General features: G+C 63.0%; 23 protein-coding genes and 1 tRNA gene. 10 read left to right on the forward strand and 14 right to left on the reverse strand.

All coding sequences use genetic code 11. The features are described from left to right. Nucleotides 1–116 precede the first annotated feature (116 nt). A complete protein-coding gene (locus tag FEM01_RS14370) occupies nt 117–2,048 on the reverse strand; it encodes an ATP-binding cassette domain-containing protein (protein ID WP_138220156.1) in 1,932 nt (643 codons plus the stop codon). Between the two features lie 204 nt (nt 2,049–2,252). On the opposite strand from FEM01_RS14370, the gene FEM01_RS14375 reads away from it, so the two are divergent. Next, nucleotides 2,253–4,181, forward strand: a complete 1,929-nt coding sequence (locus FEM01_RS14375) for a transglycosylase SLT domain-containing protein (RefSeq protein ID WP_138220157.1) — start codon at nt 2,253–2,255, stop codon at nt 4,179–4,181. Nucleotides 4,182–4,235: 54 nt separating this feature from the next. Here the strand turns inward: FEM01_RS14375 and FEM01_RS14380 are convergent, their stop codons facing one another. Together FEM01_RS14380 and FEM01_RS14385 are read right to left on the reverse strand one after the other, a co-directional pair. Continuing rightward, complete coding sequence (locus FEM01_RS14380) at nt 4,236–5,039, reverse strand: MOSC domain-containing protein (RefSeq protein WP_138220158.1); 804 nt, start codon at nt 5,037–5,039, stop codon at nt 4,236–4,238. 57 nt (nt 5,040–5,096) lie between these two features. Next, a complete protein-coding gene (locus FEM01_RS14385) occupies nt 5,097–6,032 on the reverse strand; it encodes a chemotaxis protein CheV (protein WP_138220159.1) in 936 nt (311 codons plus the stop codon). Between the two features lie 350 nt (nt 6,033–6,382). Between FEM01_RS14385 and FEM01_RS14390 the strand changes: the two genes are divergently transcribed. The 3 genes from FEM01_RS14390 (at nt 6,383) to FEM01_RS14400 (ending at nt 8,796) form a co-directional block, all read left to right on the forward strand. Continuing rightward, nucleotides 6,383–6,889: a histidine kinase gene (locus FEM01_RS14390; RefSeq protein ID WP_205884551.1), complete on the forward strand. Its 507-nt coding sequence runs from the start codon at nt 6,383–6,385 to the stop codon at nt 6,887–6,889. A gap of 361 nt (nt 6,890–7,250) precedes the next feature. Next, nucleotides 7,251–8,147, forward strand: a complete 897-nt coding sequence (locus FEM01_RS14395) for a sensor histidine kinase (protein WP_138220160.1) — start codon at nt 7,251–7,253, stop codon at nt 8,145–8,147. After that, on the forward strand, nt 8,137–8,796 hold the full coding sequence (locus FEM01_RS14400; protein ID WP_138220161.1) for a response regulator: 660 nt from the start codon (nt 8,137–8,139) through the stop codon (nt 8,794–8,796). Before FEM01_RS14395 ends, FEM01_RS14400 begins: the two co-directional genes overlap by 11 nt. On the opposite strand, the gene yegS is transcribed toward FEM01_RS14400, so the two are convergent. Next, the gene (gene yegS / locus FEM01_RS14405; RefSeq protein ID WP_138220162.1) at nt 8,780–9,667 is read right to left on the reverse strand and encodes a lipid kinase YegS; all 888 of its coding nucleotides are present in this window, start codon (nt 9,665–9,667) and stop codon (nt 8,780–8,782) included. The two genes, FEM01_RS14400 and yegS, sit on opposite strands and share 17 nt — an antisense overlap. 270 nt (nt 9,668–9,937) lie before the next feature. Between yegS and FEM01_RS14410 the strand changes: the two genes are divergently transcribed. Continuing rightward, the gene (locus FEM01_RS14410; protein WP_138220163.1) at nt 9,938–11,173 is read left to right on the forward strand and encodes a glycosyltransferase family 4 protein; all 1,236 of its coding nucleotides are present in this window, start codon (nt 9,938–9,940) and stop codon (nt 11,171–11,173) included. Here the strand turns inward: FEM01_RS14410 and FEM01_RS14415 are convergent. After that, nucleotides 11,162–12,349: a molybdopterin molybdotransferase MoeA gene (locus tag FEM01_RS14415; protein ID WP_171030969.1), complete on the reverse strand. Its 1,188-nt coding sequence runs from the start codon at nt 12,347–12,349 to the stop codon at nt 11,162–11,164. The two genes, FEM01_RS14410 and FEM01_RS14415, sit on opposite strands and share 12 nt — an antisense overlap. 22 nt (nt 12,350–12,371) lie before the next feature. Beyond that, nucleotides 12,372–12,911, reverse strand: a complete 540-nt coding sequence (gene moaB / locus FEM01_RS14420; RefSeq protein WP_138220165.1) for a molybdenum cofactor biosynthesis protein B — start codon at nt 12,909–12,911, stop codon at nt 12,372–12,374. A 179-nt stretch (nt 12,912–13,090) separates the two neighbouring features. Between moaB and FEM01_RS14425 the strand changes: the two genes are divergently transcribed. Both FEM01_RS14425 and FEM01_RS14430 read left to right on the forward strand, forming a co-directional pair. After that, complete coding sequence (locus tag FEM01_RS14425) at nt 13,091–13,312, forward strand: YgdI/YgdR family lipoprotein (protein WP_138220166.1); 222 nt, start codon at nt 13,091–13,093, stop codon at nt 13,310–13,312. A gap of 82 nt (nt 13,313–13,394) precedes the next feature. After that, nucleotides 13,395–13,471: transfer RNA gene (locus tag FEM01_RS14430), tRNA-Pro, on the forward strand. A gap of 236 nt (nt 13,472–13,707) precedes the next feature. On the opposite strand, the gene FEM01_RS14435 is transcribed toward FEM01_RS14430, so the two are convergent. The 8 genes from FEM01_RS14435 to FEM01_RS14470 form a co-directional block, all read right to left on the reverse strand. Next, a complete protein-coding gene (locus FEM01_RS14435; protein ID WP_138220167.1) occupies nt 13,708–14,760 on the reverse strand; it encodes an AI-2E family transporter in 1,053 nt (350 codons plus the stop codon). Between the two features lie 11 nt (nt 14,761–14,771). Further along, nucleotides 14,772–15,563, reverse strand: a complete 792-nt coding sequence (locus FEM01_RS14440; protein ID WP_138220168.1) for a DUF4892 domain-containing protein — start codon at nt 15,561–15,563, stop codon at nt 14,772–14,774. 101 nt (nt 15,564–15,664) lie between these two features. Further along, entirely contained in the window at nt 15,665–16,519 is an 855-nt protein-coding gene (locus FEM01_RS14445) for an alpha/beta hydrolase (RefSeq protein ID WP_138220169.1), read from the reverse strand. Next, on the reverse strand, nt 16,516–17,304 hold the full coding sequence (locus FEM01_RS14450; protein WP_138220170.1) for an alpha/beta fold hydrolase: 789 nt from the start codon (nt 17,302–17,304) through the stop codon (nt 16,516–16,518). Before FEM01_RS14450 ends, FEM01_RS14445 begins: the two co-directional genes overlap by 4 nt. A gap of 93 nt (nt 17,305–17,397) precedes the next feature. Continuing rightward, nucleotides 17,398–17,775 carry a hypothetical protein gene (locus tag FEM01_RS14455; RefSeq protein WP_138220171.1) on the reverse strand — a complete coding sequence of 126 codons (378 nt, stop codon included), beginning with the start codon at nt 17,773–17,775 and terminating at the stop codon, nt 17,398–17,400. Between the two features lie 97 nt (nt 17,776–17,872). Next, nucleotides 17,873–18,331 carry a phosphohistidine phosphatase SixA gene (sixA, locus tag FEM01_RS14460; protein ID WP_138220172.1) on the reverse strand — a complete coding sequence of 153 codons (459 nt, stop codon included), beginning with the start codon at nt 18,329–18,331 and terminating at the stop codon, nt 17,873–17,875. Beyond that, nucleotides 18,328–18,675 carry a DUF4389 domain-containing protein gene (locus tag FEM01_RS14465; RefSeq protein ID WP_138220173.1) on the reverse strand — a complete coding sequence of 116 codons (348 nt, stop codon included), beginning with the start codon at nt 18,673–18,675 and terminating at the stop codon, nt 18,328–18,330. Before FEM01_RS14465 ends, sixA begins: the two co-directional genes overlap by 4 nt. 16 nt (nt 18,676–18,691) lie before the next feature. Then, entirely contained in the window at nt 18,692–19,717 is a 1,026-nt protein-coding gene (locus FEM01_RS14470; RefSeq protein WP_138220174.1) for an NAD(P)H-dependent glycerol-3-phosphate dehydrogenase, read from the reverse strand. Nucleotides 19,718–19,872: 155 nt separating this feature from the next. Between FEM01_RS14470 and FEM01_RS14475 the strand changes: the two genes are divergently transcribed. From FEM01_RS14475 to FEM01_RS14485, 3 genes are read left to right on the forward strand one after another with little or no spacing between them, the layout of a single operon-like run. Then, complete coding sequence (locus tag FEM01_RS14475; RefSeq protein ID WP_171030966.1) at nt 19,873–22,026, forward strand: TonB-dependent receptor plug domain-containing protein; 2,154 nt, start codon at nt 19,873–19,875, stop codon at nt 22,024–22,026. Then, nucleotides 22,026–22,916, forward strand: a complete 891-nt coding sequence (locus tag FEM01_RS14480; protein WP_138220175.1) for an ABC transporter substrate-binding protein — start codon at nt 22,026–22,028, stop codon at nt 22,914–22,916. The genes FEM01_RS14475 and FEM01_RS14480 overlap by 1 nt, the downstream gene beginning before the upstream one ends. Next, nucleotides 22,913–24,838 carry an ATP-binding protein gene (locus FEM01_RS14485; protein ID WP_138220176.1) on the forward strand — a complete coding sequence of 642 codons (1,926 nt, stop codon included), beginning with the start codon at nt 22,913–22,915 and terminating at the stop codon, nt 24,836–24,838. Before FEM01_RS14480 ends, FEM01_RS14485 begins: the two co-directional genes overlap by 4 nt. Nucleotides 24,839–25,015 lie beyond the last annotated feature (177 nt).

Consider the following 25,015-nt stretch of genomic DNA (forward strand, 5'->3'; position numbering starts at 1 on the left):
AACCTGCCAGGCCCGGTTCGCGGGCAAGCCCACTCCCACAGGACTCCCACCGTTCTTGAGACCAGTGAGTTACCTGTGGGAGCGGGCTTGCCCGCGAAGAGGCCGGCGAGACCTTATCAGCCTTCGAGCTCAGCCCAGCGCTCCACCAGCGCATCCAGCTCGCCTTGCAGCTTCTCGATCTTGGCCAAGACGGCCGAGGTCTCGGCAATCGGCCGCTGGTAGAAGCCCGCAGCATTGACTTCTTCCTGCGCCTCGGCCATACGCTGCTCCAGCGCGTCGATCTGCCCAGGAAGCATCTCCAGCTCGCGTTGTAGCTTGTAGCTGAGTTTCTTCTTGCTCGCGTCAGCCTGCGGTGCAGCAGCGGCAACCGGTGCGGCCTCTTCGACCACTTTTTCTACCACGGCGCTGTTGAGCTCGGACTTGCCCCCCTTGCTCTCGGTCACGCCGAGCAGCTTCGGCGAGCCGCCCTGGCGAATCCAGTCCTCATAGCCACCGACGTACTCGCGCACGCGCCCCTCGCCCTCGAACACCAGGGTGCTGGTCACCACGTTGTCGAGGAAGGCCCGGTCGTGGCTGACCATTAGCACCGTGCCCTTGTAGTTCGACAGCACTTCTTCGAGCAGTTCGAGGGTTTCGACGTCTAGGTCGTTGGTCGGTTCGTCCAGCACCAGCAGGTTGGCCGGCTTGCTGAACAGCTTGGCCAGCAGCAGGCGCGCACGCTCGCCCCCGGACAACGCCTTGACCGGCGTACGCGCACGCTGCGGGCTGAACAGGAAATCACCCAGGTAGCTGAGTACGTGTCGGTTCTGCCCGTCGATCTCGATGAAGTCGCGGCCTTCGGCGAGGTTATCGATCACCGTTTTTTCGAGGTCGAGCTGGTGGCGCATCTGGTCGAAGTATGCGACTTCCAGCTTGGTGCCGCGCTCGACCTTGCCACTGGTTGGCTCCAGGTCGCCGAGCATCAGCTTGAGCAGCGTGGTCTTGCCGGTGCCGTTGGCCCCCAGCAGGCCAATGCGATCCTGACGCTGCAGCACCATCGAGAAGTCCTTGACCAGCTTGGGGCCACCGGCATGCGCAAAGCTTACGTCTTCGAGCACCATCACTTGCTTGCCGGACTTGTCAGCCACTTCGATCTGGATGTTGGCCTTGCCTTGGCGCTCGCGACGCTCACCGCGCTCAACCCGCAGCGCCTTGAGTGCACGCACGCGCCCTTCGTTGCGGGTACGCCGGGCCTTGATGCCCTGACGAATCCATACCTCCTCTTGCGCCAGACGTTTGTCGAACAGCGCGTTGGCGGTGGCCTCGGCAGCCAGTTCGGCTTCCTTGTGCACCAGGAAACTGGCGTAGTCGCCGTTCCAGTCGATCAGCCCGCCGCGGTCCAGTTCAAGGATGCGGGTCGCCAGGTTCTGCAAGAAGGAGCGGTCGTGGGTGATGAACAGCACTGCGCCACCAAAGCCCTTGAGCGCCTCTTCCAGCCAGGCGATGGCACCGATGTCCAGGTGGTTGGTCGGCTCATCCAGCAGCAGCAGATCAGGCTCGGACACCAATGCCTGGGCCAGCAGCACGCGACGGCGCCAGCCACCGGACAGCTCGGCCAGGGTCTTGTCGGCCGGCAGTTGCAGGCGACTCAGGGTACTCTCGACCACCTGCTGCAGGCGCCAGCCGTCGCGGGCTTCCAGCTCGTGCTGCACGTGCATGAGCTTTTCCAGGTCTTCGTCACCCTGGATGTTCTGGCTCAGATGGTGGAACTGCGCCAGCAGTTCACCGACGCCATCCAGACCAGCGGCCACCACGTCGAACACGCTGCGCTCGTCAGCGACCGGCAACTCCTGCGGCAGTTCACCGATCTTGAGGCCCGGGGCGCGCCAGATATCGCCGTCGTCGGCCTTTTGCTCGCCCTTGACCAGACGTAGCATGCTCGACTTACCGGTGCCATTGCGGCCGATGATGCACACCCGCTCGCCACGGGCGATCTGCCAGGAAACCTTGTCCAGCAGCGGCATGGCGCCGAATGCGAGGGACACATCGCTGAATTTGAGCAGGGTCATGATCGTCTCCAAAAACTGGGCGCGCATTCTACCTGACTTGTACGCCCACGGCATCCGCAGAGCGCCCGGGCGCAGGCGACGACTCACACCTCGATACAAGCACAGTGCTTTCAACGGTCCCCGGCAAACGGCTAAGCTAGGCAGTAACACCCAACAGTGCTGGCTTCGCCGTCACTCTCAATGGTTCAACTGCCCGGACGTATCATGCGCAGCCGCCTGTTACAACTTGCTTCCTGCCTGCTACTCACCGCCACTGCCGCGAGTGCGGCACAGGCCGTCGACATCAACCAGCAACGCCAATATTACGATGAGGCCAAGCGCGCCCTGGCCAAGGGCGACAAGGGCCCATACCTGCGCTATGCCCAGGCGCTGCGCGACTATCCGCTGACGCCCTACCTCACCTACGACGAGCTGACCGCGCGACTGAAAAGCGCCAGCAACGAAGAAATCGAAGGTTTTCTCGCCGCCCACGGCGACCTGCCCCAGGCCAACTGGATGAAACTGCGCTGGCTGCGCTGGCTGGCCGAGCGCGGCGAATGGAACACCTTCGTCAAGTACTACGACCCCAAGCTCAACTTTACCGAACTGGACTGCCTCAACGGTCAATACCAACTGACCCACGGCCTGCGCGCCGAAGGCTTCGCCACCGCGCAGAAGCTGTGGAATGTCGGTAAATCGCAACCAACGGCATGCGATACGCTGTTCGCCCTGTGGGCCGCTGAAGGCCAGCTCACCGAGGCCAAGCGCTGGGAGCGTGCCAAGCTGGCGGCCCAGGCACGCAACTACGGCCTGGCCGGCAATCTGGTTAACACCCTCACTACGCTTGCCCCGCAGGGCAAGCTGCTGCTGGATGTGGCGCAAAAGCCCGAACTGCTCAACCAGCCGTCGCGCTTCACCCCGGCCAGCGAGGCGATGTCCGATGTGGTCAGCCTCGGCTTGCGCCGCCTGGCGCGTCAGGACCCGGACCAAGCCATGGCGCTGCTCGACGACTACGCCCAGCGCATGCACTTCTCGCGGGACGAGAAGGTCGCCATCGCCCGTGAAATTGGCCTGACCCTGGCACGCCGCTACGATCCTCGCGCCCTCGACCTGATGACCCGCTACGACCCTGAGCTGCGCGACAACACCGTCAGCGAGTGGCGCATGCGCCTGCTACTGCGCCTGGGCCGCTGGCAAGAGGCCTACGACCTGAGCAAGCGCTTGCCTCAGGACCTGGCCGGTAGCAGCCGCTGGAAGTACTGGCAGGCCCGCTCCCTGGAGCTGGCCCAGCCGAGCAACCCGCAAATTCCGCTGCTGTACAAGAATGTCGCCCGCGAGCGCGACTTCTATGGCTTCCTCGCCGCCGACCGGGCGCAGACGCCTTACCAGCTCAACAACAAGCCGCTGCCGTTGAGCCAGGCACTGATCAACAAGGTGCGCAACACCCCAGGCGTACGCCGGGCCCTGGAATTCCATGCCCGCGGCCAGATCGTCGAGGGCCGCCGCGAGTGGTACCACGTCAGCCGCCATTTCACCCGCGACGAGATGGTCGCCCAGGCACGCCTGGCCTACGAAATGCGCTGGTACTTCCCTGCCATCCGCACCATCAGCCAGGCCCAGTACTGGGACGATCTGGATATCCGTTTCCCCATGGCCCACCGCGACACCCTGGTGCGCGAAGCCAAGGTTCGCGGCCTGCACTCAAGCTGGGTGTTCGCCATCACCCGCCAGGAAAGCGCCTTCATGGAAGACGCCCGCTCCAGCGTCGGTGCCAGCGGCCTGATGCAGCTGATGCCGGCCACCGCCAAGGAGACCGCGCGCAAGTTCAGCATCCCACTGGCCTCGCCCGCGCAGGTGCTCAACCCGGACAAGAACATCCAGCTCGGCGCCGCCTACCTGAGCCAGGTGCACAGTCAGTTCAACGGCAACCGGGTCCTGGCCTCAGCGGCGTATAACGCCGGCCCCGGCCGCGTGCGCCAATGGCTCAAGGGCGCCAAGCACCTGAGCTTCGATGTCTGGGTCGAGTCGATCCCGTTCGATGAAACGCGCCAGTATGTGCAGAACGTGCTGTCGTACTCGGTGATCTACGGGCAAAAACTCAATGCGCCGCAGCCGCTGGTGGACTGGCACGAACGCTATTTCGACGACATGTAAGCTACACCAGCACGGGGCAGGCCAGGAGGACTGAACCCGCCCCGCGCTGGCGCTTCATTCAAGCACTTGTACATCCATTCCCACGCGCAACTCCCCTTCACCGTCCACCGCCAGGTTCTGACCGAACAGCACGTCTCCCTCGCGCTCACGGAAGGTCTTGAGGGTCGTCAGCGGCTCACGGTCCAGGCTGCGCTCACCCGTGACAGGATCCAAGGTAGTGAGAATGCAGCGCACGCTAGGTTTGAGTACACGCAACGTGGTATCGCCGATGCGGATACGTCTCCAGCTATCCTCGGCGAACGCAGGGGCGCCTTCGACCACCAAGTTGGGGCGAAAGCGCAACATCTCCATCGAGCGCCCAACGCGGCGGCTCAGCTCATCCAGCGACGCCTGTCCGATCAGCAGCAACGGGAAACCGTCCGAGAACGCTGCGCGGTCGCTGGCGAGCCCATAGCCACTGGGCAAAAAACGCGCCCGGGGTTCCGGGCAGTACACCAGCCGCACCGGCTTGCCCAGCAACGCACTGAGCCAGTCGGCTGCGCGCTCGCCGGCATCGGGTGCACGCAAGCTGTCACGCCAGATCGTCACGCCACGCAGGGCGTCATCGTCACCTGGAACAGCCACTGGCAAAGCCTCGAACCCGGCCGCTTCCAGTATCAGCGAACCATCCGGCTGGTGGTGCGCGTGGATCAACCCCAGTTGGGGCCAGGCACGCTGGGTGAGAAAGCGGCCAGTATCTTGCTCCACCACCATCCAGCGCCGATCACCCGCCAACCCAAGATTGCCTACCGCCGAAGCCTCCAGGCTTTGCGCCTGGCCGGACTTCACCGGGTAACGATACAACGCACTCAGGATCATCTCTGTCACCCTACCCCGTTAAAGCCCAAGCTTATACCGGGATCAGGCTGTCAGGAATCAGGCTGACGCGAGATCAAGACTCAGGCGCTGGCGCACCACATCCACCAGCCGGTCAGGCTGGAACTTGGAGAGGAAGTTGTCGCAACCGACCTTCTTGACCATCGATTCGTTGAAACTGCCCGAAAGCGATGTGTGCAACACCACGTACAGCCCCCGCAGGCGCGGGTCATTGCGAATCTCGGTGGTCAGCCGGTAACCGTCCATCTCAGGCATTTCGGCGTCAGTGAAGACCATCAACAGCTTCTCGCAGACATCTTCACCGGCATCGGCCCAGCCCTTGAGCATGCGCAGCGCCTTGAGGCCATCGCTGGCCACGTGCAGCTTCACGCCCAATTGCGAGAGGGTGTCACGCAGCTGAGCCAGCGCCACGGTGGAGTCGTCCACCAGCAGCACCTCGCGTCCGCGAGCGCGCGCCAGCACCGGATCTTCGAGCTTGTCGCGAGAAACCTTGGCGTTGTAAGGCACGATTTCGGCCAGCACCTTCTCGACGTCGATGATCTCGACCAACTTCTCGTCGACCTTGGTAATCGCCGTGAGGTAATGCTGGCGACCCGCGCTGGTCGGCGGCGGCATGATGGCTTCCCAATTCATGTTGACGATACGGTCCACGCCGCCGACCAGGAAGGCCTGCACGGATCGGTTGTACTCGGTGACGATGATCGTGCTGTCCGGTCCCGGTTGCAGCGCACGCATGCCGATCGCCTGGGACAGGTCAATCACGGGCAAGGTCTGACCGCGCAGGTTGACCACACCGCATACGTAGGAGTGACGCTGCGGCATCAAGGTCAGCTTGGGCAGTTGCAGCACCTCTTGGACCTTGAACACGTTGATCGCGAACAGCTGTCGACCTGCCAGGCGGAACATGAGGATTTCCAGGCGGTTCTCACCCACCAGTTGCGTGCGTTGGTCTACCGTATCGAGAATACCGGCCATTAGGTCAACCCCCAGGCTTTAGTCGGAAAATGGATTGCATCCCCCTTGTATCGGCGGATACTTGTGCAGCTTGACCCCTGATGGAAAAAGCTTTCCGCAGCGATTGATATCACTTTACCATCATGCTTTACTGCTGCCACATCCCCCGCTCGCCCTGCTCCAGGAACCAACGCGACCCCGAATGCCATCAGGGAAACCCCTAGAGGCAATCAGGCGCAACCTGATGTTCGCAATATCCATTAGCCATTAATGTGACGCCATTCTCAATGCATGAATGGAGTCAGGCTTTTGTCAGTGATCGCCTCGGTGCGCCGCACCCCTGCTCCGGCTCTGCACGTTGGAGCGACATGATGGACAGCACGCCCGTGCCCAACGGCCACCTTCAGGATTTCCTGCTGGATGCACAGGTCCTGCTCAGCGGGGCCCACGAATGCTTGCAGCACTTGGAGCTGATCGGTAACGATCCCGATGCGTACCTGTGCCTTGACGAAACCCTCGACACGCTGGCCCAGCGTTCCAACACACTTGGCCTGAACGAGGTTGCGCACTTCAGCCGCACCTTGCAGCAGTTGTTAGCACCGGCGTGCAACCGCCAGCATCTGGACGGCGTCGCGCTGCCGGCACTGGGGGCCTGCCTGACCTTGCTGGCCTGGCAACTGGAATTGCTCGACCCATATACCGGGCGTCTGGGCATGGACACCGACGAACAACAGCAGTTACTGGATGAGCTTGCCAGCCTGTTGGATCAACCGAGTGCGCAAACGTGTGCGCAAGGCGTGCAACTCGACACCGATGGCCATCAGGCGATAAGGGCCGACGCGCAAAGGCCTGCACCATCGCCCGGCAACGGAAACTAACGCTCAAGGCTGGGTTACTTCAAACTAAGTCTTGTTAGAACTTGTAAAGTTGGACAACTTTTTACATACCTGTTTCTCAAGTTGCAACGACCTGAAATTAGTCACCCAAGCTAATGGCACAGTGCTATTTATCACCGTCACCCGCTGGCTCCGCGAAACCTAGGAAAATCCGATGTTTCAAGCAGTTATACTGCCGCGACCAAACCAGTGCGAAGTGTTAAGATGCGCCCCATTCGAACTTACGCACCGTAAATGATGCAGGTGATTGGCTATCCGTCCGTTGGAGTTCATACGGCGCGAAAAGGCCCCTCTAATCGTGTGCCTTGCCTTCAATAGCAACCCTTCAGTGGCTCCACTATCTATGCTCGCACGCTTGAAGATTCTCCAGCGTTGCCTCTCCAGAGCAGCGCTGCTCCGTTGGGCAGCCTTGCTGTTGAGCATGGCTTCAATGGCAGCCAACCTGATGCTCTACCTGAACACCCAGCCGCTGTCGACCAGCCTGTTGCTCTTGCAACTGGCAGCCCTGCTCTGCGTGGTCTGGCACCTGCGCCACCGGGCGCGTTCGATCAACCTGCACCCAGCCGAACTGGCCCATCGCATGCTCAAGGTGCAAGAGAGCGAGCGCCAGCATCTGAGCCGTGAGCTGCACGACGACATCGGGCAGCTCTTGACCGCCGCCAAACTCCAACTCGACTGGCTGCAACGCCGCGTCCCCCCAGAGCTACAGGCCCAGTGCAGCAACCTGCGCAGTACCTTGGAGCATACGCTGGGCAGCGTACGTGACGTGTCGGCCCTGCTTAACCCACGACAGCTGGCCAGTTTGGGGCTCGAGGCGAGCTTGCGCGCGCACCTGCTGCGCACGTTCGAGAACAGCGATATTCTGTGGAGCCTGGAATGCAAGCAACGCCTGGGGGGCATCAGCGAAGAAGTCGCCATGGCAGCCTTTCGTATCACTCAGGAAGCCGTCACCAACGTGCTGCGCCATGCTCAAGCCAGCAACGTACTGGTCCGCCTGCAACGCACCTCGGCTGGCCTTGCACTGACGATCCACGACGACGGCCGTGGCTTCACCCCCGCCCACTCCCCGGCCGAGGCCGGCCAGAGAGGCATGGCAGGCATGCACGAACGCGCCACTGCACTGCAAGGCTGGCTGACCGTGGTCAGCCAGCCTGGGCAAGGCACCCAGATCGACGCCCTATTCCCATGGCCGCCTCGCAGCCAGGAACGCGCCAGGACCCTCTCACCCTATGACATGTAGATTGTTGCTGGTTGACGACCACTCCCTGATACGCGCAGGCGTCAAGGCATTGGTATCGGACATCCCCGGATACACCGTGGTTGGCGAAGCAGAAGACGGCGCCCAACTGCTTGAGCAGGTCACACGCCTGGCCCCGGACATTGTCCTGCTGGATATCTCCATGCGCTCGACCAGCGGCCTGGACGCACTGACGCAACTACGGGCGAACGGCTTTACCTGCAAAGTTCTGATGCTGTCCATGCACTCCGACCCAGAGCTGATCATGCGCGCCCTGGAAGGCGGCGCTCATGGTTACCTGCTCAAGGACACCACCGCCACCGAGCTGGAACAGGCCCTGAGCGCCCTGCGCAATGACGAGCGCTACCTGAGCCCGGCAATCGCCCATACCGTGATCAATCAGGCCTTGCAGCGCGCACAGCGCACCAAGGCGCAACCCGACGAACGACATAACCTGACCGCTCGCCAGCTGGAAATCTTGCGCTTGATCGTACGCGGCAAGTCCACCCGCGAAATCGCCAATGGGCTGGGCCTGTCGGTCAAGACCATCGAAACCCATCGTTCGCAGATCATGAAACGCCTGCAAATCTACGATGTGGCCGGCTTGGTGCTGTTCGCAGTCCGCGAAAAAATCATCAGTCTGGACGACTGAGCAACGCCGAGTCGACAGGCAGATGTACACGCAGTGCCTGAGGCACGGCCTCGAAGCGCAAGCTTTCGGCTCGCAGCGGCTCGCCATCGAGGTTGATGTCGAGCCCTTGCGAACCCTTGATCTCCACCCACGGCAGACGCGCCCGCACGAACAGCTCGTCACCGGCCAATAGGTCGCGCAGCGCCCCCACCACCTCCTGCGGCGCGGGCAGGATGCCGATGTCCAACAGGCCGTCGTCCGCCTTGGCATCGGGACACAGGACATGCCCCCCTCCGGCCTGCCGGCCATTGCCGATGCCCAGTGCCAGCAAGTCGCCCTGCCAGTGAAAATCTGGCCCCTGTAGCGTCACCGAAGCGCTTTGCAGTTCGCTGAAGCGCGATAGCCCGGTAAACAGATAGGCCGCCGCGCCCAAGACCTTCTTGAGGTCTTCGGAGGTATTGGCGGTGACTTGGCTGCCAAAGCCGCCCGTGGCCATGTTGAGGAACAACTGATCCCCCACCCGCCCCAGGTCGATCAGCCGCGCGGGCTGTTCCAGCAGCGCCAGGGCCGCCGCGGGCTCCAGTGGTACGCCGGCAGCACGGGCGAAGTCGTTGGCAGTACCCAACGGCAGCAAGGCCAGACCGGTGTCGGTACGTGCCAGCCCCATCGCCTCAGCCACATCACGCAAGGTGCCATCCCCACCCCCAGCCACGATATGGCGATAACCGGCTGCCAGCGCCTCGCCCACCATCCGTTTCGCGTCACCGCCCTCCCAGGTCACGCGCACATCCAGTTGCCAGCCACGCTCGCGCAGTTCGCCCACGGCGGCGCGCACCTCATCGTTAGCGGCCTGCTTGCCATGCAGGATCAGCAGCGCAGTGCGTTCAGCCATCGTCGTTCTCCCTGAATGAACCTATTGCAATCTCGACCATCTCGATGAAAGAAATGCTCCCGCCCTCGCGATAAATCGCTAGCGACGCCCCAGACACCAGACGCCCGAGCAGTGACAACTATTTGGCCAACGTGCGCTCCCCTGACGGTAGAAGTCATTTTGTTGACCACCTGTCGCGCAAACCGCCTCTGTGCCCAACCCGCAATCAAGACCACCTACGCTGTATTGATACCTAACCTGCTACCCAGCCGACGACGAGGCTTCGGATTCATGCGCATCCTCTGGACCCTGCCTTATCTGCCTTGGCCCACCACCAGTGGCTGCAAGACCCGGCAATACCACCTGCTACGCGCACTGGCCGCACGTGGCCATCGCATCACACTGCTGGTGCAGTCCAAGGTGCCGTTGTCGGAGACTGCGCAGCAAGCACTGCAACCGCTACTCGAACGCTTGATCGTGCTGCCTCGCAGGGCCGTCCACAGTCCTCTGAACCTGCTGGCCTCTCCGATCATCGACTATCCCATGCGCGCGATCATCAATGGCTTGGCGCCGTGCCTGCGGCATCGCTTCGAGCAATTGCTGGATGAGCCATGGGATGTGATCCAGATCGAACACAGCTACAGCTTTCAGCCCTTCGAGAAAGCCCTGCAGGCGCGTGGCCTACCGTACATGCTCAGCGAACATACCCTCGAATCGGTGATGGGCAGCGCTGTACACGACCGCCTGCCACTGTGGCTGCGCCCACTCAACGCCTTCGACCGCTGGCGCTATCGGCGCTGGGAACAACGCGTGCTGCGCCAACCCAGCGAAGTGGTGGCCGTGAGCGGCCACGACGCCGATCTGATCGGGCAGATCAGCGGGCGCTTGGTGAGTGTGGTGGTCAATGGCGTCGACTCCCAGCACTACCAGGACGTGCGCCCCGCCCTGCACAGCCAGCGGCTGCTGTTCGTTGGCAACTTCGAGTACGGTGCCAACCTGGAGGCCATCGAGTGGGCGCTCGAAGAGATCCTGCCTCAGGTGTGGATGAGCAATCCGGCGGTGCGCCTGGCGATTGCCGGACACGCCCTGCCCGCCAGCTGGAAGCTGCACTGGAATGATCCGCGTATCGAGTGGGTGGGCTATCGACCCGACCTGCGCGAGCTGCAACGGCGCTCGGCGCTGTTCTTCGCACCGCTGCGCTACGCCGGAGGCTCCAAAGTGAAAATCCTCGAAGCCATGGCTGCCGGCCTGCCGGTTATTACCACCGGCAAGGGCGTTTCCGGCCTTGCGGGCAATCCGGGTGAACACTATATGAGCTGCGACGACAGCGACCAGTTGGCCCTGATGATCACCCAACTGCTCAATCAACCGCTGCGCATGGCGCAACTGGGCGAGGCCGGACGCCAGTTCGCCCGTCAACGTCACGACTGGAGCGTGGCCGCCCAGCAGTTGGAAAACGTGCACATGCGCTTGTCGCAACTGGCACCGGCCAGCGCCGTACCGCTGCGTAGCGTGCTAGCCAAGTAGCTCGCTGAACGGAATGAACGGCACCAGCTCACCCTGGCCTGGCATGCTGCCCTCGCGCACTTCCACCAGGCCCTCGGCCCAGGCTGCACTGCGCAGTACGCCCGAGCTTTGGTTCTTGTAGATGCGCACCCGACCGTCTTCGATCCGCGCGCGCAGGTATTCACGTCGATTGCCCGCCTTGGGCCAGTCGAACCCGGCAGGCACCTGGAAACGCAGCGGTGTGACGTCGGTCACGCCGTGGCGACGCAGCAGGTAAGGCCGGGCAAGCAGTCCGAAGGTGACCAGGGTCGAGGCTGGATTACCCGGCAAGCCAATGACCGGCACCCCTTGGTAGTGCCCGAATGTCAGTGGCTTGCCCGGTTTGATCGCCAGCTTCCACAGGGCCAGCTCGCCCGCCTCGCGCAAGGCCAGTCCCAGGTAGTCGGCCTCACCGACCGAAACGCCGCCAGTGGACAGAATCAGGTCGACATCGCCCAGCCCTGCCAGGCATTGGCGGGTCAGCGCAAGATCATCGGCGAGGATACCGGCATCGATCACCTCGCAACCCAAGCGCTGCAACCAACTGACCAACAGACGTCGGTTGCTGTTGTAGATCTGCCCAGGCCCAAGCGCCCGCCCAGGCTCGACCAGCTCGTCGCCGGTCGACAGCACCGCTACGCGTGGCCGACGCACCACCTCCAGCTCGGCGACGCCCAGCGTGGCTGCCAGCCCCAACTCGATAGGCCCTAACCGCGTGCCGGCGTGCATCACCACCTCGCCAGTACGGGTTTCCTGGCCCTTGGGGCGCACGTTGGCGCCCAAAGCCAACGGTTCGAGCAAGCGCACCCGGCCATCTTCGAGCACCTCGGTGTTTTCCTGCATCTCGACGCAGTCGGCGCCTTCGGGCAACGGAGCACCGGTGAAGATCCGGGCGCAGGTGCCAGCTTGCAGAGGCTGCGGCGCATGCCCTGCGAAGATGCGCTGGCTGACCGGCAACGGCTCGCCGTGACAATCAGCCAGGCGCAAGGCATAGCCATCCATGGCACTGTTGGGCCAAGGCGGCAGATCGAGTGCGGCCACCAGCTCACGGGCCAGCACCCGACCTTCGGCATCGGCCAGCGCGATGCTTTCGGTGCCTCTGATCGGCGTCGCCTCGGCCAGCGCCAGCAGGCGCTCCAGAGCTTCTTCCACCGGCATCAACGACCGGCCCGGCACGGCCTCAGCCACGGCTTTCACAGGCCGCTGCCTGCTTCAGGTGCGGCACGAAATTGCACGGACGATGACGGCTGTCCAACTGCTCGGCAAGGATCCCGTCCCAACCCGTACGTACCGCATTGGTCGACCCCGGCAGGCAGCACACCAACGTTCCGTTGGCCAAGCCAGCCAAGGCACGGGATTGCACGGTGGAGGTGCCGATGTCGGCCACCGAGATCTGTCGGAACAGCTCGCCGAAACCCTCGACTTGCTTGTCCAGCAGGCAGGTCACCGCTTCTGGGGTGCTGTCACGGCCAGTAAAGCCGGTACCACCGGTGATCAACACAACTTGTACCTGCTCGTCGGCGATCCAGTTGGCAACCTGTGCGCGGATCTTGTACAGGTCGTCCTTGAGCAGCACCCGAGCTGCAAGCTGATGGCCGGCGGCGGTGAGGCGGTCGACGAACAACTGGCCAGAGGTGTCGGTGTCGAAAGTACGGGTGTCGCTGACCGTAAGCACGGCGATGTTCAGCGCTACGAAGGGAGTGTCTGCCTTGGCTTTCATGGGGTCCGTCGCAGGATGTCTTGAAGTGACGGCTTTTATATCACAGGCCACCTGCCCCGACCCGGCCGTTGTTGCGGGTCAATGTCGCAACTGAAGGTCTATGCTGCACTGGGCAAGGAACTTGCGTGGACGCACTGCGTCTTACCAGTCATACAGCACCCCCGTAATGGAGAATCACGATGATCCCACGTCCCCTTTGCGCCTTCCTGCTCGCCCTGGGCCTTGGCACGCTCGCCGGCTGCGCCTCGCCTGCCGTCATCACCCTGAACGATGGCCGCGAGATCCAGGCGGTGGATACCCCAAGCTACGACGAAGACTCCGGCTTCTACGAATTCGAACAGCTCGACGGCAAGCGTACGCGCATCAACAAGGACCAGATTCGTACCGTCAAAGAGCTGTAATCCAGACCCTGCATTTGAGCGCAACTCCTTTTTGCAACAAGGGGTTGCGTTGAAAAAAACGATGCAGTAGCATTTTGCACATCGGAGTGTAGCGCAGCCAGGTAGCGCGTCTCGTTCGGGACGAGAAGGCCGCAGGTTCGAATCCTGTCTCTCCGACCAAACATTCAAAAAAGCCCGCCTTGCGCGGGCTTTTTTGTGTCTGAACGAAAACCTCTTGCGCCAGTTAAGTCGACATACCGACAGCGCCAGTACCCAGATTACCCTTTCTCAAACTGCACATGCTTGGCCACTGCCTCGGGCCAAGCTCGGCAGAGGCGCTCAGGAAGCATGCCTACGTGCTGAGATGATTCTTGCCAGTGCCTCCGGCAAATCAGGTCACGACAGGACCCTGCGGGTCAGCGCTGCGCCACGTCCTGCCCGGAATGCCGGCTCCAGTCCAGCAGCAGGCTGTAGCCCACCGCCAGCAGCGTCGGCCCGATGAACAACCCGATGAAGCCGAAGGCGAGCAGACCGCCGAACACTCCCAGCAATACGATCACCAGCGGCAGGTTGCCGCCACGGCTGATCAGGTAGGGTTTGAGCACGTTGTCTACCCCGCTGATGATGAACGTGCCCCAGATCCCCAGGAACACCGCCATGCCGTAGTCGCCCTTCCACACCAGCCAGCCGGTGGCAGGTATCCAGGCCAGCGGCGGGCCCATCGGAATCAGGCTGAGCATGAAAGTCACCAGGCCCAGCACGATGGCGCCAGGCACTCCAGCGATCAGAAAGCCGATCAGCGCCAACAGTCCCTGGGCAGCGGCGGTGCCGATCACACCGTTGACCACACGCTGTACGGTGCCGGCCACCAATTCCACGTAGTACTCCGCGCGCTCGCCCACCAGCCGTTGCAGCAGGCGTTGCACGAACGCGGCCAGACGCGGGCCGTCGCGGTAGAAGAAGAACACGAACACCAGACTCAGGGTCAGCTCCAGCACGCCGCTGCCGATCTGTGCGCTACGCGCCAGTAACCAGTTGCCGACCTGCCCAAAATAAGGCTTGGCCGACGCCAGTATCGCCGCGCCCTGCTGGTCAAGGGACTGCCACCAGCCCACCACGCGGTCACCGACAAAGGGAATGCCGGCGACCCAGGCCGGTGCATCTGGCAGGCCGTCGACTTGTATGTCACGCACGAAAACGGTGGCATCGCGAATATGGTCAGCCAGGTTGAACCCCAGCCACACCAGCGGCAGAGCCACGATCAGGATCCAGGCCATGGTCAGCAGGCTGGCCGCGAGGGTCTCGCGCCCTCCCAGCCAACGCGTGAGCAAACGCATCAGCGGCCAACTGGCAAACGCCAGGATAGCCCCCCACAGCAAGGCCGAAATGAACGGTGCCATCACCCACAGGGCAGCCCCCAACAGCGTCAACAGCAGAATCTGAACCAGCAGACGATCGTTGTTGAGCATAGGGCCCTCGTTCAACGGATCAACTCAACGTGCAGCCCATCGGTAGGCGCGGTACCCACCTCGAGCCGGGCGTTACGTACCCCGGCCTTGACCAGTTGCTCGCGCCAGGCCTCGGCACGCTCGCCGCTGAGGCTAGCGCGCAAGGTACTGTCGAGGTTCAGGCTGCGAGCCAGCAACGCCGCCCAGCTGTCCTGCGGCTCGGCGAGGTCCGGGTAATCCAGCTTGCCGGTGTCGCGCAATTCGCGCAGCACAGTTGCCGCGGTGGGCAGTATGTCGCCCAGTGGGCGTTCGGCAACGAACTCTTCCACATGCAGGTAGGCGCGGCGGTTGCCGCGCGTCACGCTGTATAACGCCACGAGGGTGTCAGCCTCGTCGGCGGAGCGGCGTAGCAGGATGAACGCCTGCTGCTCATCGCCGCCATTGAGGCGGGCATTGGCAAATACATCGTTGGCCCACAGGCTGGCTTCGCCGCAGTCGCGGCCCTGGCACCAGAACAGCGGGTAGCCGCCGTCCTTCTGCAACGCTTCACGGGCGCTGGTAAAGGCTTCGCGGGCGCTGCGCTCTACCGGTAACTCATAGGTGATCGAACTGACTTGGCCTCGGCTCTCGACCTTATCCTCGACACGCAGGCGGCCACTGATCTTGCGCAGTGGGCCAAGGGGGTAGACCCGCTCCTGCGCCACGGCCGGACGTTGATCGACGACCTTGGCATCTTGCGGAACGGGTAACGCTGAGGCCGACAGCAGTGGGCTGGCCAAGGCCAGGCAGACGGCGGCGCTACGGATGAAAAACAATGTGCTCATCGGCAGCCCTCATGGCTGCGGGACGGGGTGTGGTGGCGGTCTGGCATGTACATGGCTGTCTCCTTTCAAGCCGCCAAGCCTCGACACTTGCCCGGAGCAAGTCAAGGAAAGCCAAAGAAGCGATTGAAACAGTCTGCAACAAGGGACGCCCCCTGAAGGTCGTTCAGGTGCAGGTGATGGCCCCCTGGAAGCAGCACCTGCTCGAAGGGTAGCTGCTCCAGCAACTGCGCGTGGCGCGCCAGCATGCCATCGGCCGCCACCACCAGGCAGCTCGGGCAGCTCACGCGGCGCACGAAGGCCATGGCCTGGGCCTGACTCAGACGCTGCGGCGATGGCAAGGTCAGGCGGCTGTCGCTGCGCCAGCTGTAGCCTCCGGGCACCGGCATGAGACCGCGCTGAGCCAACAACTCGGCCGCCTCGCGACTGACCGCCACCATGCCCTTCATGCGCGCCTGCACGCCATCCTGCAACGAGGCGTATACCGTCTTGCGCTTACCCTCAAGGCGCATCTGCGCCTGCAAGGCCATGCCCAGGCGTTCGGCGGCGTCCTGCTCGGTGCCGGTGGGCGGCACCACGCCGTCGATCAATGCCAGGTGGCTTACCCGATCAGGCAAGGCACCGGCCAACTGCACCGAGATGATCGCACCCAGCGAGTGACCAAGCAGGCCGAAGCGCGCCCAGCCCATCTGCTCGGCTACCCGCAGGACATCGTGAGCATAATCGGCCAGGGCGTAGCCCGCGCCCGCAGGACGATGCTCGGAGTAGCCATGCCCGGCCAGGTCCAGGGCAACAATGCGTAGGCCTTTGAGCTGCGGCGCTAGGCGCGCGAAGCTGTTGGCATTGTCCAACCAGCCGTGCAGGGCGATCACTGGCAAGCCATCGGCAGGCCCGAACAGGTGCGCGGCCAGCTCGATGTGGCCCAATGACAGGCGGACCTCCTCCACGTTCGGGATCATGCCTGCCCCCAGCGGTCGAACAGGCCCTTGATAAGGCTCGCGGTATCGACGGGGCGCTCCAGCGGAAACATGTGCCCGCCCGGCAGACTGTGGTATTCGCCACGGTCAATGCCGCGCACGCTCAGGGCATGGTGACGACGGATCACCCGACTCTGAGCGCCACGTACCACGGCAAGAGGCACCTGCAACTGACGCGGCGGCACGGGACTGACATGCGGGATGCTGCGGTAGATACTGATTTCGATGGCCGGATCGAAACGCAGGCGCAATCCACCGTCGGCCTCCTCCAGTCCGTGTTGCAGGTAGGCCTCCAGGCATTCTGGGTCGAAGTGACGAAACAGCGTCTTGCCGGCGAAATAACGCCGCGCGCTGTCACGATCGGGAAATGCCTCGCGCCGACCCAAGGTGCGTCCGGCCGGTGTGATACGGTCGATGAAGCCCCAGCGCTTGGCCGCCTGGATCAGCCATTGGTCGACACGGGTCAGCACAGGCGAGTCGAGCATGACTACACCTCGGTAGTACTGCGGGCAGCGCAATGCCGCATGCAGATGCAGCACACCCCCCAGCGAGTGACCGACACCCCATACCGGCGCGTCCTGCTGGGCCAGGTGATGCAGCAGTTCATCCACCAGGTTCTGCCAATTGTCGTTCACCGGAAAGCGTGGGTCATGGGCGTGCTGCCCCAGGTGCCGCACCGCGTAGTCCGGCGCCAGGGCATCGAACAGTTTGCCGTAGGTCGCCGAGGGGAAACCGTTGGCATGGGCGAAGAAGATCTGCTGCGACATGGCCGCCTGCTATGTACGAAAATGATGACCCATTTTCGGCAATGGCAAGGGAGGCGGCAACGTCCGGAAAGGTCATCGCCAAGGGCGTTCAGGTCATGAGAAGCTGTTCATGGAGCGGTGCAGGCAAGCCTGGATATACGCCAGTTGGTGCTCCAGCGCCTCACGTGCCAGGCGCTGGTCGTTGTACTCCAGGTTAAGCCGGCGCAGCGCCAGGCAACTGCTCTGCAACAGATGCGCCATGCGCACGCTGGCTTCCTGCAGGTGACGCAGCTCCTGCTCGCCATCGAACTGCGCACCTTGGGCGGTGCCATCACGCCGACGCACCGTTCCCATCAATTGGTACAGCTTGGCCTCGGCGGATTCACGCAACAGGCTGTACTCGGCAAAGTCGAGCATCTGCGCGCCTTGCACCTTTACAAGGGTCGGCTGCAAGTCAACCGAACACATCAGATCCACCCATCGGCCACTCATGCCGGTCTCCGTCAGCTCGCTACGCACACCTGTACTGGTGAAACGCTATCAAGCTGACGGACGGCGCTACAACTGACAAAAATACCAGTTGCCAGGCTCATTCTGGATGATGAAGCGCACGCAAGGTCATCAAACCCGCTAGCGGCCAATCGCCTTCGAGTTCAGCAAGGCTGGCGGTACTCAACGGCGCCGGATGCTGGGAATGGCCGTGCGCCAGCAGGCAAACCAGGGAACCGACCAAGGGTTGGTGGCTGACCAGCAGTACGTGCGAAAGCCCCAGGTGCCCGAGCTCAGTGCACACCTGCTGTGGATCGCTCTCGGGCGTGAGCCACGGCACCGTGTATACCGGCTCGGCAAGCCCGAGCGCGGCGTGTACCAATGCGGCAGTCTGTTGAGCGCGTATGTATGGGCTGGCGACGATGGCCTGCAACGGTTGACCCAGCAGACGCGCTGCACTGTGCAGAACTTGTTCGCGGCCGTGGGCGGTCAGCTTGCGCTCGGCGTCAGTGTTGGCGCGCGGCTGCGCCTCACCGTGGCGCAACACCCACAGTTTCACAGTTTTGGCTCCTCGTCGCGCACCGGATGTGGCGCTGGGGCGACGACATGGGGGGCCTCGCCTTCTGCGGCGCGGGGCGTCGGCCAGTCAGCGAACGGCCAGGGCTTCTGGTCGCTGTGGAAGCTGCCGAAACGACCGATCTGTGACAGGTACTGGCTGAGGCTGTCACCGAAATTCATCAGGCTGGCGCTGGGCGCCCCATAAACCAGACGGTAAATCAACTGCACCAGCACCAGCCCCCCCAGCAGCAATTCAGCGAGCTGCCAGACCACCAGGAACACCAGCATCCACAGCACCCGCAGGATGATCGACTCGCGCTGGGCGCGTTGCGGCGTATCGTTCATGTGTCACTCCTTAGGTTCAATTGAAACCGCTGGTAGAAATGAAATCGACGTCGGTCTTGGGCTCGGCACGCATGAGGTGTTCGATCACCTGGCCCAAGGTGCGACCCTCGAAGAGAATCGCATGCAGTCCGGCCACCAGCGGCATGTAGACGTTCACTTCCTGGGCCTTGGCCTTGAGTACCTTGAGGGTGTTGACTCCTTCGGCCACCTCGCCCAGGCGGTTGACGGCCTCCTCCAGCGACAGGCCCTGCCCCAGGGCATGCCCGACTTGATAGTTGCGGCTTTTGGGCGAGGAGCAGGTCACGATCAGGTCGCCCACCCCGGCCAGGCCCAGGAACGTCATGGGGTTGGCCCCTTGGCTCACGGCGAAACGGGTCATTTCGGCCAGGGCACGGGTTATCAGCATGCTCTTGGTGTTTTCCCCCATGTCCAGCGCCACCGCCATGCCCGAAATGATCGCGTAGACGTTCTTCAACGCACCGCCCAGCTCGACACCAAAGCGGTCGGCACTGGCGTAGACGCGGAAGGTGCGCCCATGAAGCACGGCTTGCACCTGTTGGCACAGGGATTCGTCTTCGCTGGCGACCACGGTGGCGGTCAGGGCGTGCTCGGCGATCTCGCGGGCCAGGTTGGGGCCGGACAGCACGCCGATACGCGCCTTGGGGGCGATTTCTTCGAGGATTTGGCTCATCAGTTTGAAGCTGTGCGCCTCGATGCCTTTGGTGAGGCTCACCAGCCCCTTGCCCTCCAGCAGCTCGGCATGCGGCGCCAACACGCTACGCAGGGCGCTCGACGGCAGGGCGACGAACACCAGCTCGCTGCCTTGCAGGGTGCCCAGCAAGTCGTTGACCGGCTCGACCCGATCATGCAGGCGAATACCCTTGAGGTAGCGCGGATTCTCGCGGTGGTTACGCATCGCCTCGGCCTGAGCCGGGTCGCGCATCCACTGGCGCACGGCGTGGCCGTTTTCCGCCAGCAGGTTCGCCACGGCGGTGCCGAAGCTTCCGCCTCCAAGAACTGCAACAGGTTGCTGTTCGGTCATATCCAATCCGTTAACCAATAAGTAAGTGGCGACCGGCGCATTATAAAGGCAAGCCGCGAGCGTCAAGCTACAAGCGACAAGAAATCCGTACTTGAGCGCAGCTTTTGCTTGCAGCTTGACGCTTGTAGCTTGCAGCTTGAAGAAGGTCAGTTAACATGCCTGATTCATTTCTGAAACAAGGCCGTACCGTGTTCGCTGGCACGCCCCCTTTTCCGCGCCTGATGCTGCTCACCGCCCTGATCGGCGGCCCAGCCCTTGCCGACGACCTGTTCATCGACAATCAGGACTTGCCCCAGGTACTGACCGCCACGCGCCTCAAACAATCCCCAGCGGCCGTGCCAGGCAGCATGACCGTGCTCGACAGCGAGCTGATCCGTGCCAGCGGCGCGCGCGACATCCCCGAACTGCTGCGCCTAGTGCCAGGCATGATGATCGGCTACAGCGCCGGCAACCAGGCCACGGTCAACTACCACGGCAGCAACGTCAGTGACGCCCGACGCATGCAGGTCCTGATCGACGGCCGCTCGGTGTACCGCGCAGGCCTGGCCACGGTGGATTGGAGCGACATCCCGGTGGCACTGGAGGATATCGAGCGCATTGAGGTATTCCGCGGCCCCAACACCGTCAGTTATGGCGCCAACGCACTGATGGCTGTGGTCAACATCCTCACGCGCAACCCCGCCGACAGCCACGGAACGCGACTGAAGCTCACCCGTGGCCAGGATGGCATCAATGACTACTACATCAGCCAGGGGCTGGGCTGGGACAGCGGCGACCTGCGCCTGTCGGTCTCGGGCCAGCAGGACGACGGTTTCGACCACGACCAGGTCGGCGCCGACTATCGCGACAGCCGCCGACTCAACCGAATCAACCTCAGTGCCACCCATGCACTGACACCAGACCAGACCCTGGAGTGGCAACTGGCGGCCAAGGAAGGCAGCAACCAGCGCCCCTATACCTACCAGCCGGTGTTCGGCAAGTACCCGGGCGGCAGCGATGCCGACGTCAATGCCAAGGATTACGCAGGCTCGGTGCGCTGGAACATCGATTTCAACCCTGATCACAGCCTGTACGTACAGGGTTCGGCGCAGCACTTCGACCGCCAGGTGGTGTGGGGTGCATGCGATGCCGCGCTGGCCTTCAGCCCCGAACTCACCCGGCTCTGGCAGTTGAACCCCAACCTCGCCGAGCAAGTGGCGCGCAACGCAGGCGGCATCCATGTGGGCGGCAACCCTACCGAGCAGGCGCTGATCGATGCGATTGCCAGCCAGTGGAACCAGCCCGGCCCCGCCAACGGCAAGCAGATGGTCTGTGGCGATGTGGACCAGAGCACCCGCGAAACCCGCTACGACCTTGAAGTCCAGGACACCCTGAGCCTGACCGACAGCCTGCGCCTGGTCAGCGGCATGAACTATCGCTACGATCAAGCGGATTCGCAAACTTACTTCAACGGCCGATTGGACGACCAGACCTGGCGCTTGTTCGGCCAGCTCGAATGGCGCGCCGACGAACACTGGATCATTCAGGGCGGGGCCATGTACGAGCGCTCGCAGCTCTCTGGCAATTCACTCACCCCACGCGTGGCCGTGAACTACCTGATCACCCCGCGTCATGGCCTGCGCGCGGTGTATTCCGAAGCGATCCGCTCCCCGGACATGTTCGAGAACAACGTCAACTGGAGCTACACGGTCAAGAACCTGACGCCCAACCTGTACGGCCTGCAAAACGGCGAATACTTCGTCAAGACCCGTGGCCCCGGCAACCTTGACCAGGAGCGCATGCGCTCGCGCGAGCTGGGCTACAACGGCTATTTCAGCGACCTCGACCTGAGCGTGGACGTAAAACTGTTCTACGACGAGATCACCGGCATGATCAGCGAGCCGTTGAAGAACAACCAGTACATCGCCAGCAACACCAACAGGTCGCGCTTCAGCGGCAGCGAGACACAACTCGACTGGCGCATTACCCGTCGTGATCGGCTGCGCTTTACCTATGCCTATGTCGATGCCTGGGCCAGCAACCCGGCCGACCGACGCCTGACCGCTCGTAACAGTGGCTCGGCAGGCTGGCTGCGCGAGTGGGGTGACGGTTGGTCGAGCGCGCTTTTCTATTACGGCGACGATGCCCTCAATACCTATCGCTATGAGCGCATGGACCTGCGCCTGGCCAAGCGCTTCAAGCTGCATGGCAGCAATCTGGAACTGGCAGCCCTGTGGCAACAGCGGCTGGATGACGAGCCCATCACGCTCGTGCAGAACCGCTACGACAGCCGTCACCGCCTGAGCGTGAGTGCGGAGCTGGAGTTCTGATGGGCGCGCTGCTGCGCTTGCTGCTGCTCTGCCTGCTGCCATTGGGATCGCTGTCTGCCGGCGAAATCCTGCTGGTGGGCGCCGAGGAGCAACCCGGCATCCGCAGCTTCGTCAACGCGCTCGAACAACGCCGACCGCACGACAAGGTGCGTTTCGAGAACGTCACCCAACTGCCCCGGCCTGGACAGTTGAAAGCCGACACCCGCCTGATCCTGCTCGACACACCAGCGCTGGACTGGCGCCTTGGCGAAACACCCGGCCCGCCGGCGCTGGCCCTGCGGGTTAGCCGGGTACAAGCCCAACAGCGTCTTGGAAAGGAACGCCCGGCATTTCTCAGCCTGCTGTGGAGCGACCCGCCACTGGACCGGCAACTGCGCCTGACCCGCTATCTACTGCCACAAGCGCGGCGAATCGGCGTGCTATACGCTGAACACAGCCGCTTTCTGCTCGACGAACTGCGCCAGGCTGCCAAGCCACTGGGGCTGGAAATCATTGCCCAGGACTGGCCGGACCTGCGCGACAGTCGCCCGTTGCAGCACCTGCTGGCCAATAGCGACGTGCTGCTGGGGCTCGATGACCCCGACCTGTACAACTCCAAGTCCGCCAAGAACGTGCTGCTGAGCAGCTATGGCCGGCAGATGGCACTGATCGGACCGAATGCCGGCTTCGTTCGCGCCGGCGCCCTGGCCAGCACCTACAGCGACCAGGAAGACTGGCTGGCGGTACTCGACCAGCTGCTCGACCAACCACCCGCACATTGGCCACGCAGTCTTTACCCCGCGCGCTTCAGCGTCAGCGGCAACCAGCAGGTTGCGCGCGCCCTGGGACTTGAAGCCATCGAGCCACAAGCCGCAGCCGCGGCCCTGGCCGCAGAGGAACCCACCCCATGAGCAAACGCCTGAGCTGGGACATCCATACCCGCACGCAGATCATCAGCCTGGGCCCTGCCCTGCTGCTCACGTTGTTGCTGATCAGCTTCTTCACCTTCGTGCGCATCCAGGACTTGCGTCAGGAACTCAATCACACCGGACAACTGATCGCCAACCAGTTGGCACCAGCCTCCGAATACGGCGTGATCTCAGGCAACAACGAAGTGCTCGACAGCCTGATGCGTGCCACCTTGAGCATCCCACACGTGCGCTTTCTCGAGGTTCAGGACAGCCGTAACCACATTCTGGTGTACGTCGAACAACCCGATGAGAGCCAAAGCCGCGCGCAGCGGGTCGAGGTGTTCCAGGCACCGATCCGCCTGCAACGGATCCGCCTGGATACCGATTTCCTGCAAGGCAAGCCGCAATTGCCAAGCATCGGTGACGATTACCTGGGACGGGTGATCGTGGGCATGTCCGACGATGCCTTCAGTCAGCGGCAGCAGGAGATCGTGATCAAGGCCGCGATCCTGGCCCTGTTCGCCTTGCTGTTCACCTTCCTGCTGGCCCGACGCCTGGCCATGAGCCTGTCCAAGCCGATCAGCGACATGGGCCATGCGGTCGAGGCGATCCAGCAGGGCGAATTCCATGCGCCGCTGCCGGTGGTCGATGACAGCGAGCTGGGCCACCTGGCACGCCATATCAACAACCTGGCCAGCGCGCTGGAACATGCTGCCCATGAACAGCAACAGGCCATGGGGCAGTTGATCCAGGCCCGTGAGGAAGCCGAGCAGGCCAACCGCGCCAAGTCGGACTTCCTGGCGATGATGAGCCACGAGCTGCGCACCCCCATGAACGGCGTGCTGGGCATGCTGCAACTGCTCGAAACCACCCGCCTGACCCGCGAGCAGGCCGAATACACCGCCGTGGCCAGCGAGTCCACCGGCCACCTGCTCAAGGTGATCAACGATATCCTCGACTTCTCGCGCATCGAGCGCACCACGCTTGAACTGGAGCACATCGACTTCAACCTCGGCGAGTTGATCAGCAGTAGCGTGCAGTCATTCCAGCACAGCGCCCAACAGCGCGGCCTGCAACTGACCCTGCAATTACCCGCCGACCTCGCGCCACCGCAGGTGATGGGCGACCCGACACGTATCCGCCAGATTCTGCTCAACCTGGTGGGCAACGCCCTGAAGTTCACCGAGCGCGGCGAGGTGGCCGTGGAAGCACGCTGGCAGGTGGTCGACCGCCAGGTGCTGTGGTTCACCTGCGCCGTGCGCGACACCGGCATCGGCATCGACAGCAATCGCCTGGAAATGATGTTCATGGCCTTCCAGCAGGCCGACAGCTCGATCTCGCGGCGTTACGGCGGTACCGGCCTTGGCCTGTCGATTGCACGCACCCTGGCCGAGCGCATGGGCGGCCAACTGCGTGGCGAAAGCCGCGAGGGCCTGGGCTCGACGTTCACCCTGGAAATGCCCCTGGCGCTGTCCAGCCAGCCGGCCCAGCGCCCGGGCGCAACGCCGAGCACGGGACTGGCCAGCAACGGTGAGCGAGTCCTGCTGGTAGAAGACAATCCCGTCAACCAAAGCGTCATCGAGGCCATGCTACGCAGCCTGGGCTTCGAAGTCGGCTTGGCCATGGATGGTGCCAAAGCGGTGGAACTGGTCAGCCAACAGTCATTCGCCGCGGTACTGATGGACTGCCGCCTGCCGCTGCTAGACGGCTACGAAGCTACCCGGCGCATCCGCCTGCTGCCGCAGTGCGCAGCGTTGCCGATCATCGCCCTGACCGCCAACGCGCTGGAGGGCGACCGCGAACGTTGCCTGGCCGCTGGCATGGACGATTACCTGAGCAAACCGTTCAAACGCATCGACCTGCAGCGCACATTGGGCCGCTGGTTACCCGGTCGGACAGTTGCGACTGGCGATAAATGCTAAAGTGCGGCAGTCTTAAAGACTGGACAGGACCTTCGTCGGCCCTGAAAATAACATTTCAGTGCACACCTGTACTTCATTTGCCAGGTGCGCTGTGACTTTCACCACAACGCAATAGTCTACCTGTAGGCTGCCGCCCCGTACGCAAAGCGAATCGGGCCGGCCGGGAAGATTCGTCCC

This window comes from Pseudomonas mosselii, from assembly GCF_005796105.1.
In the GTDB taxonomy this organism is placed as follows: domain Bacteria; phylum Pseudomonadota; class Gammaproteobacteria; order Pseudomonadales; family Pseudomonadaceae; genus Aquipseudomonas; species Aquipseudomonas mosselii_C.

Excerpts from the sequence above, each read along its gene's own strand:
- FEM01_RS14440 (WP_138220168.1), bottom strand. The coding sequence starts at position 15,563 with ATGAGCACATTGTTTTTCATCCGTAGCGCCGCCGTCTGCCTGGCCTTG.
- FEM01_RS14370 (WP_138220156.1), bottom strand. The coding sequence starts at position 2,048 with ATGACCCTGCTCAAATTCAGCGATGTGTCCCTCGCATTCGGCGCCATG.
- FEM01_RS14390 (WP_205884551.1), top strand. The coding sequence starts at position 6,383 with ATGGACAGCACGCCCGTGCCCAACGGCCACCTTCAGGATTTCCTGCTG.
- FEM01_RS14485 (WP_138220176.1), top strand. The coding sequence starts at position 22,913 with ATGAGCAAACGCCTGAGCTGGGACATCCATACCCGCACGCAGATCATC.
- FEM01_RS14445 (WP_138220169.1), bottom strand. The coding sequence starts at position 16,519 with ATGATCCCGAACGTGGAGGAGGTCCGCCTGTCATTGGGCCACATCGAG.
- FEM01_RS14415 (WP_171030969.1), bottom strand. The coding sequence starts at position 12,349 with ATGCCGGTGGAAGAAGCTCTGGAGCGCCTGCTGGCGCTGGCCGAGGCG.
- FEM01_RS14450 (WP_138220170.1), bottom strand. The coding sequence starts at position 17,304 with ATGTCGCAGCAGATCTTCTTCGCCCATGCCAACGGTTTCCCCTCGGCG.
- moaB (WP_138220165.1), bottom strand. The coding sequence starts at position 12,911 with ATGAAAGCCAAGGCAGACACTCCCTTCGTAGCGCTGAACATCGCCGTG.
- FEM01_RS14480 (WP_138220175.1), top strand. The coding sequence starts at position 22,026 with ATGGGCGCGCTGCTGCGCTTGCTGCTGCTCTGCCTGCTGCCATTGGGA.
- yegS (WP_138220162.1), bottom strand. The coding sequence starts at position 9,667 with ATGGCTGAACGCACTGCGCTGCTGATCCTGCATGGCAAGCAGGCCGCT.
- FEM01_RS14470 (WP_138220174.1), bottom strand. The coding sequence starts at position 19,717 with ATGACCGAACAGCAACCTGTTGCAGTTCTTGGAGGCGGAAGCTTCGGC.
- FEM01_RS14475 (WP_171030966.1), top strand. The coding sequence starts at position 19,873 with ATGCCTGATTCATTTCTGAAACAAGGCCGTACCGTGTTCGCTGGCACG.
- FEM01_RS14380 (WP_138220158.1), bottom strand. The coding sequence starts at position 5,039 with ATGATCCTGAGTGCGTTGTATCGTTACCCGGTGAAGTCCGGCCAGGCG.
- FEM01_RS14410 (WP_138220163.1), top strand. The coding sequence starts at position 9,938 with ATGCGCATCCTCTGGACCCTGCCTTATCTGCCTTGGCCCACCACCAGT.
- FEM01_RS14425 (WP_138220166.1), top strand. The coding sequence starts at position 13,091 with ATGATCCCACGTCCCCTTTGCGCCTTCCTGCTCGCCCTGGGCCTTGGC.
- FEM01_RS14465 (WP_138220173.1), bottom strand. The coding sequence starts at position 18,675 with ATGAACGATACGCCGCAACGCGCCCAGCGCGAGTCGATCATCCTGCGG.
- FEM01_RS14375 (WP_138220157.1), top strand. The coding sequence starts at position 2,253 with ATGCGCAGCCGCCTGTTACAACTTGCTTCCTGCCTGCTACTCACCGCC.
- FEM01_RS14455 (WP_138220171.1), bottom strand. The coding sequence starts at position 17,775 with ATGAGTGGCCGATGGGTGGATCTGATGTGTTCGGTTGACTTGCAGCCG.
- FEM01_RS14400 (WP_138220161.1), top strand. The coding sequence starts at position 8,137 with ATGACATGTAGATTGTTGCTGGTTGACGACCACTCCCTGATACGCGCA.
- FEM01_RS14395 (WP_138220160.1), top strand. The coding sequence starts at position 7,251 with ATGCTCGCACGCTTGAAGATTCTCCAGCGTTGCCTCTCCAGAGCAGCG.
- FEM01_RS14435 (WP_138220167.1), bottom strand. The coding sequence starts at position 14,760 with ATGCTCAACAACGATCGTCTGCTGGTTCAGATTCTGCTGTTGACGCTG.
- FEM01_RS14385 (WP_138220159.1), bottom strand. The coding sequence starts at position 6,032 with ATGGCCGGTATTCTCGATACGGTAGACCAACGCACGCAACTGGTGGGT.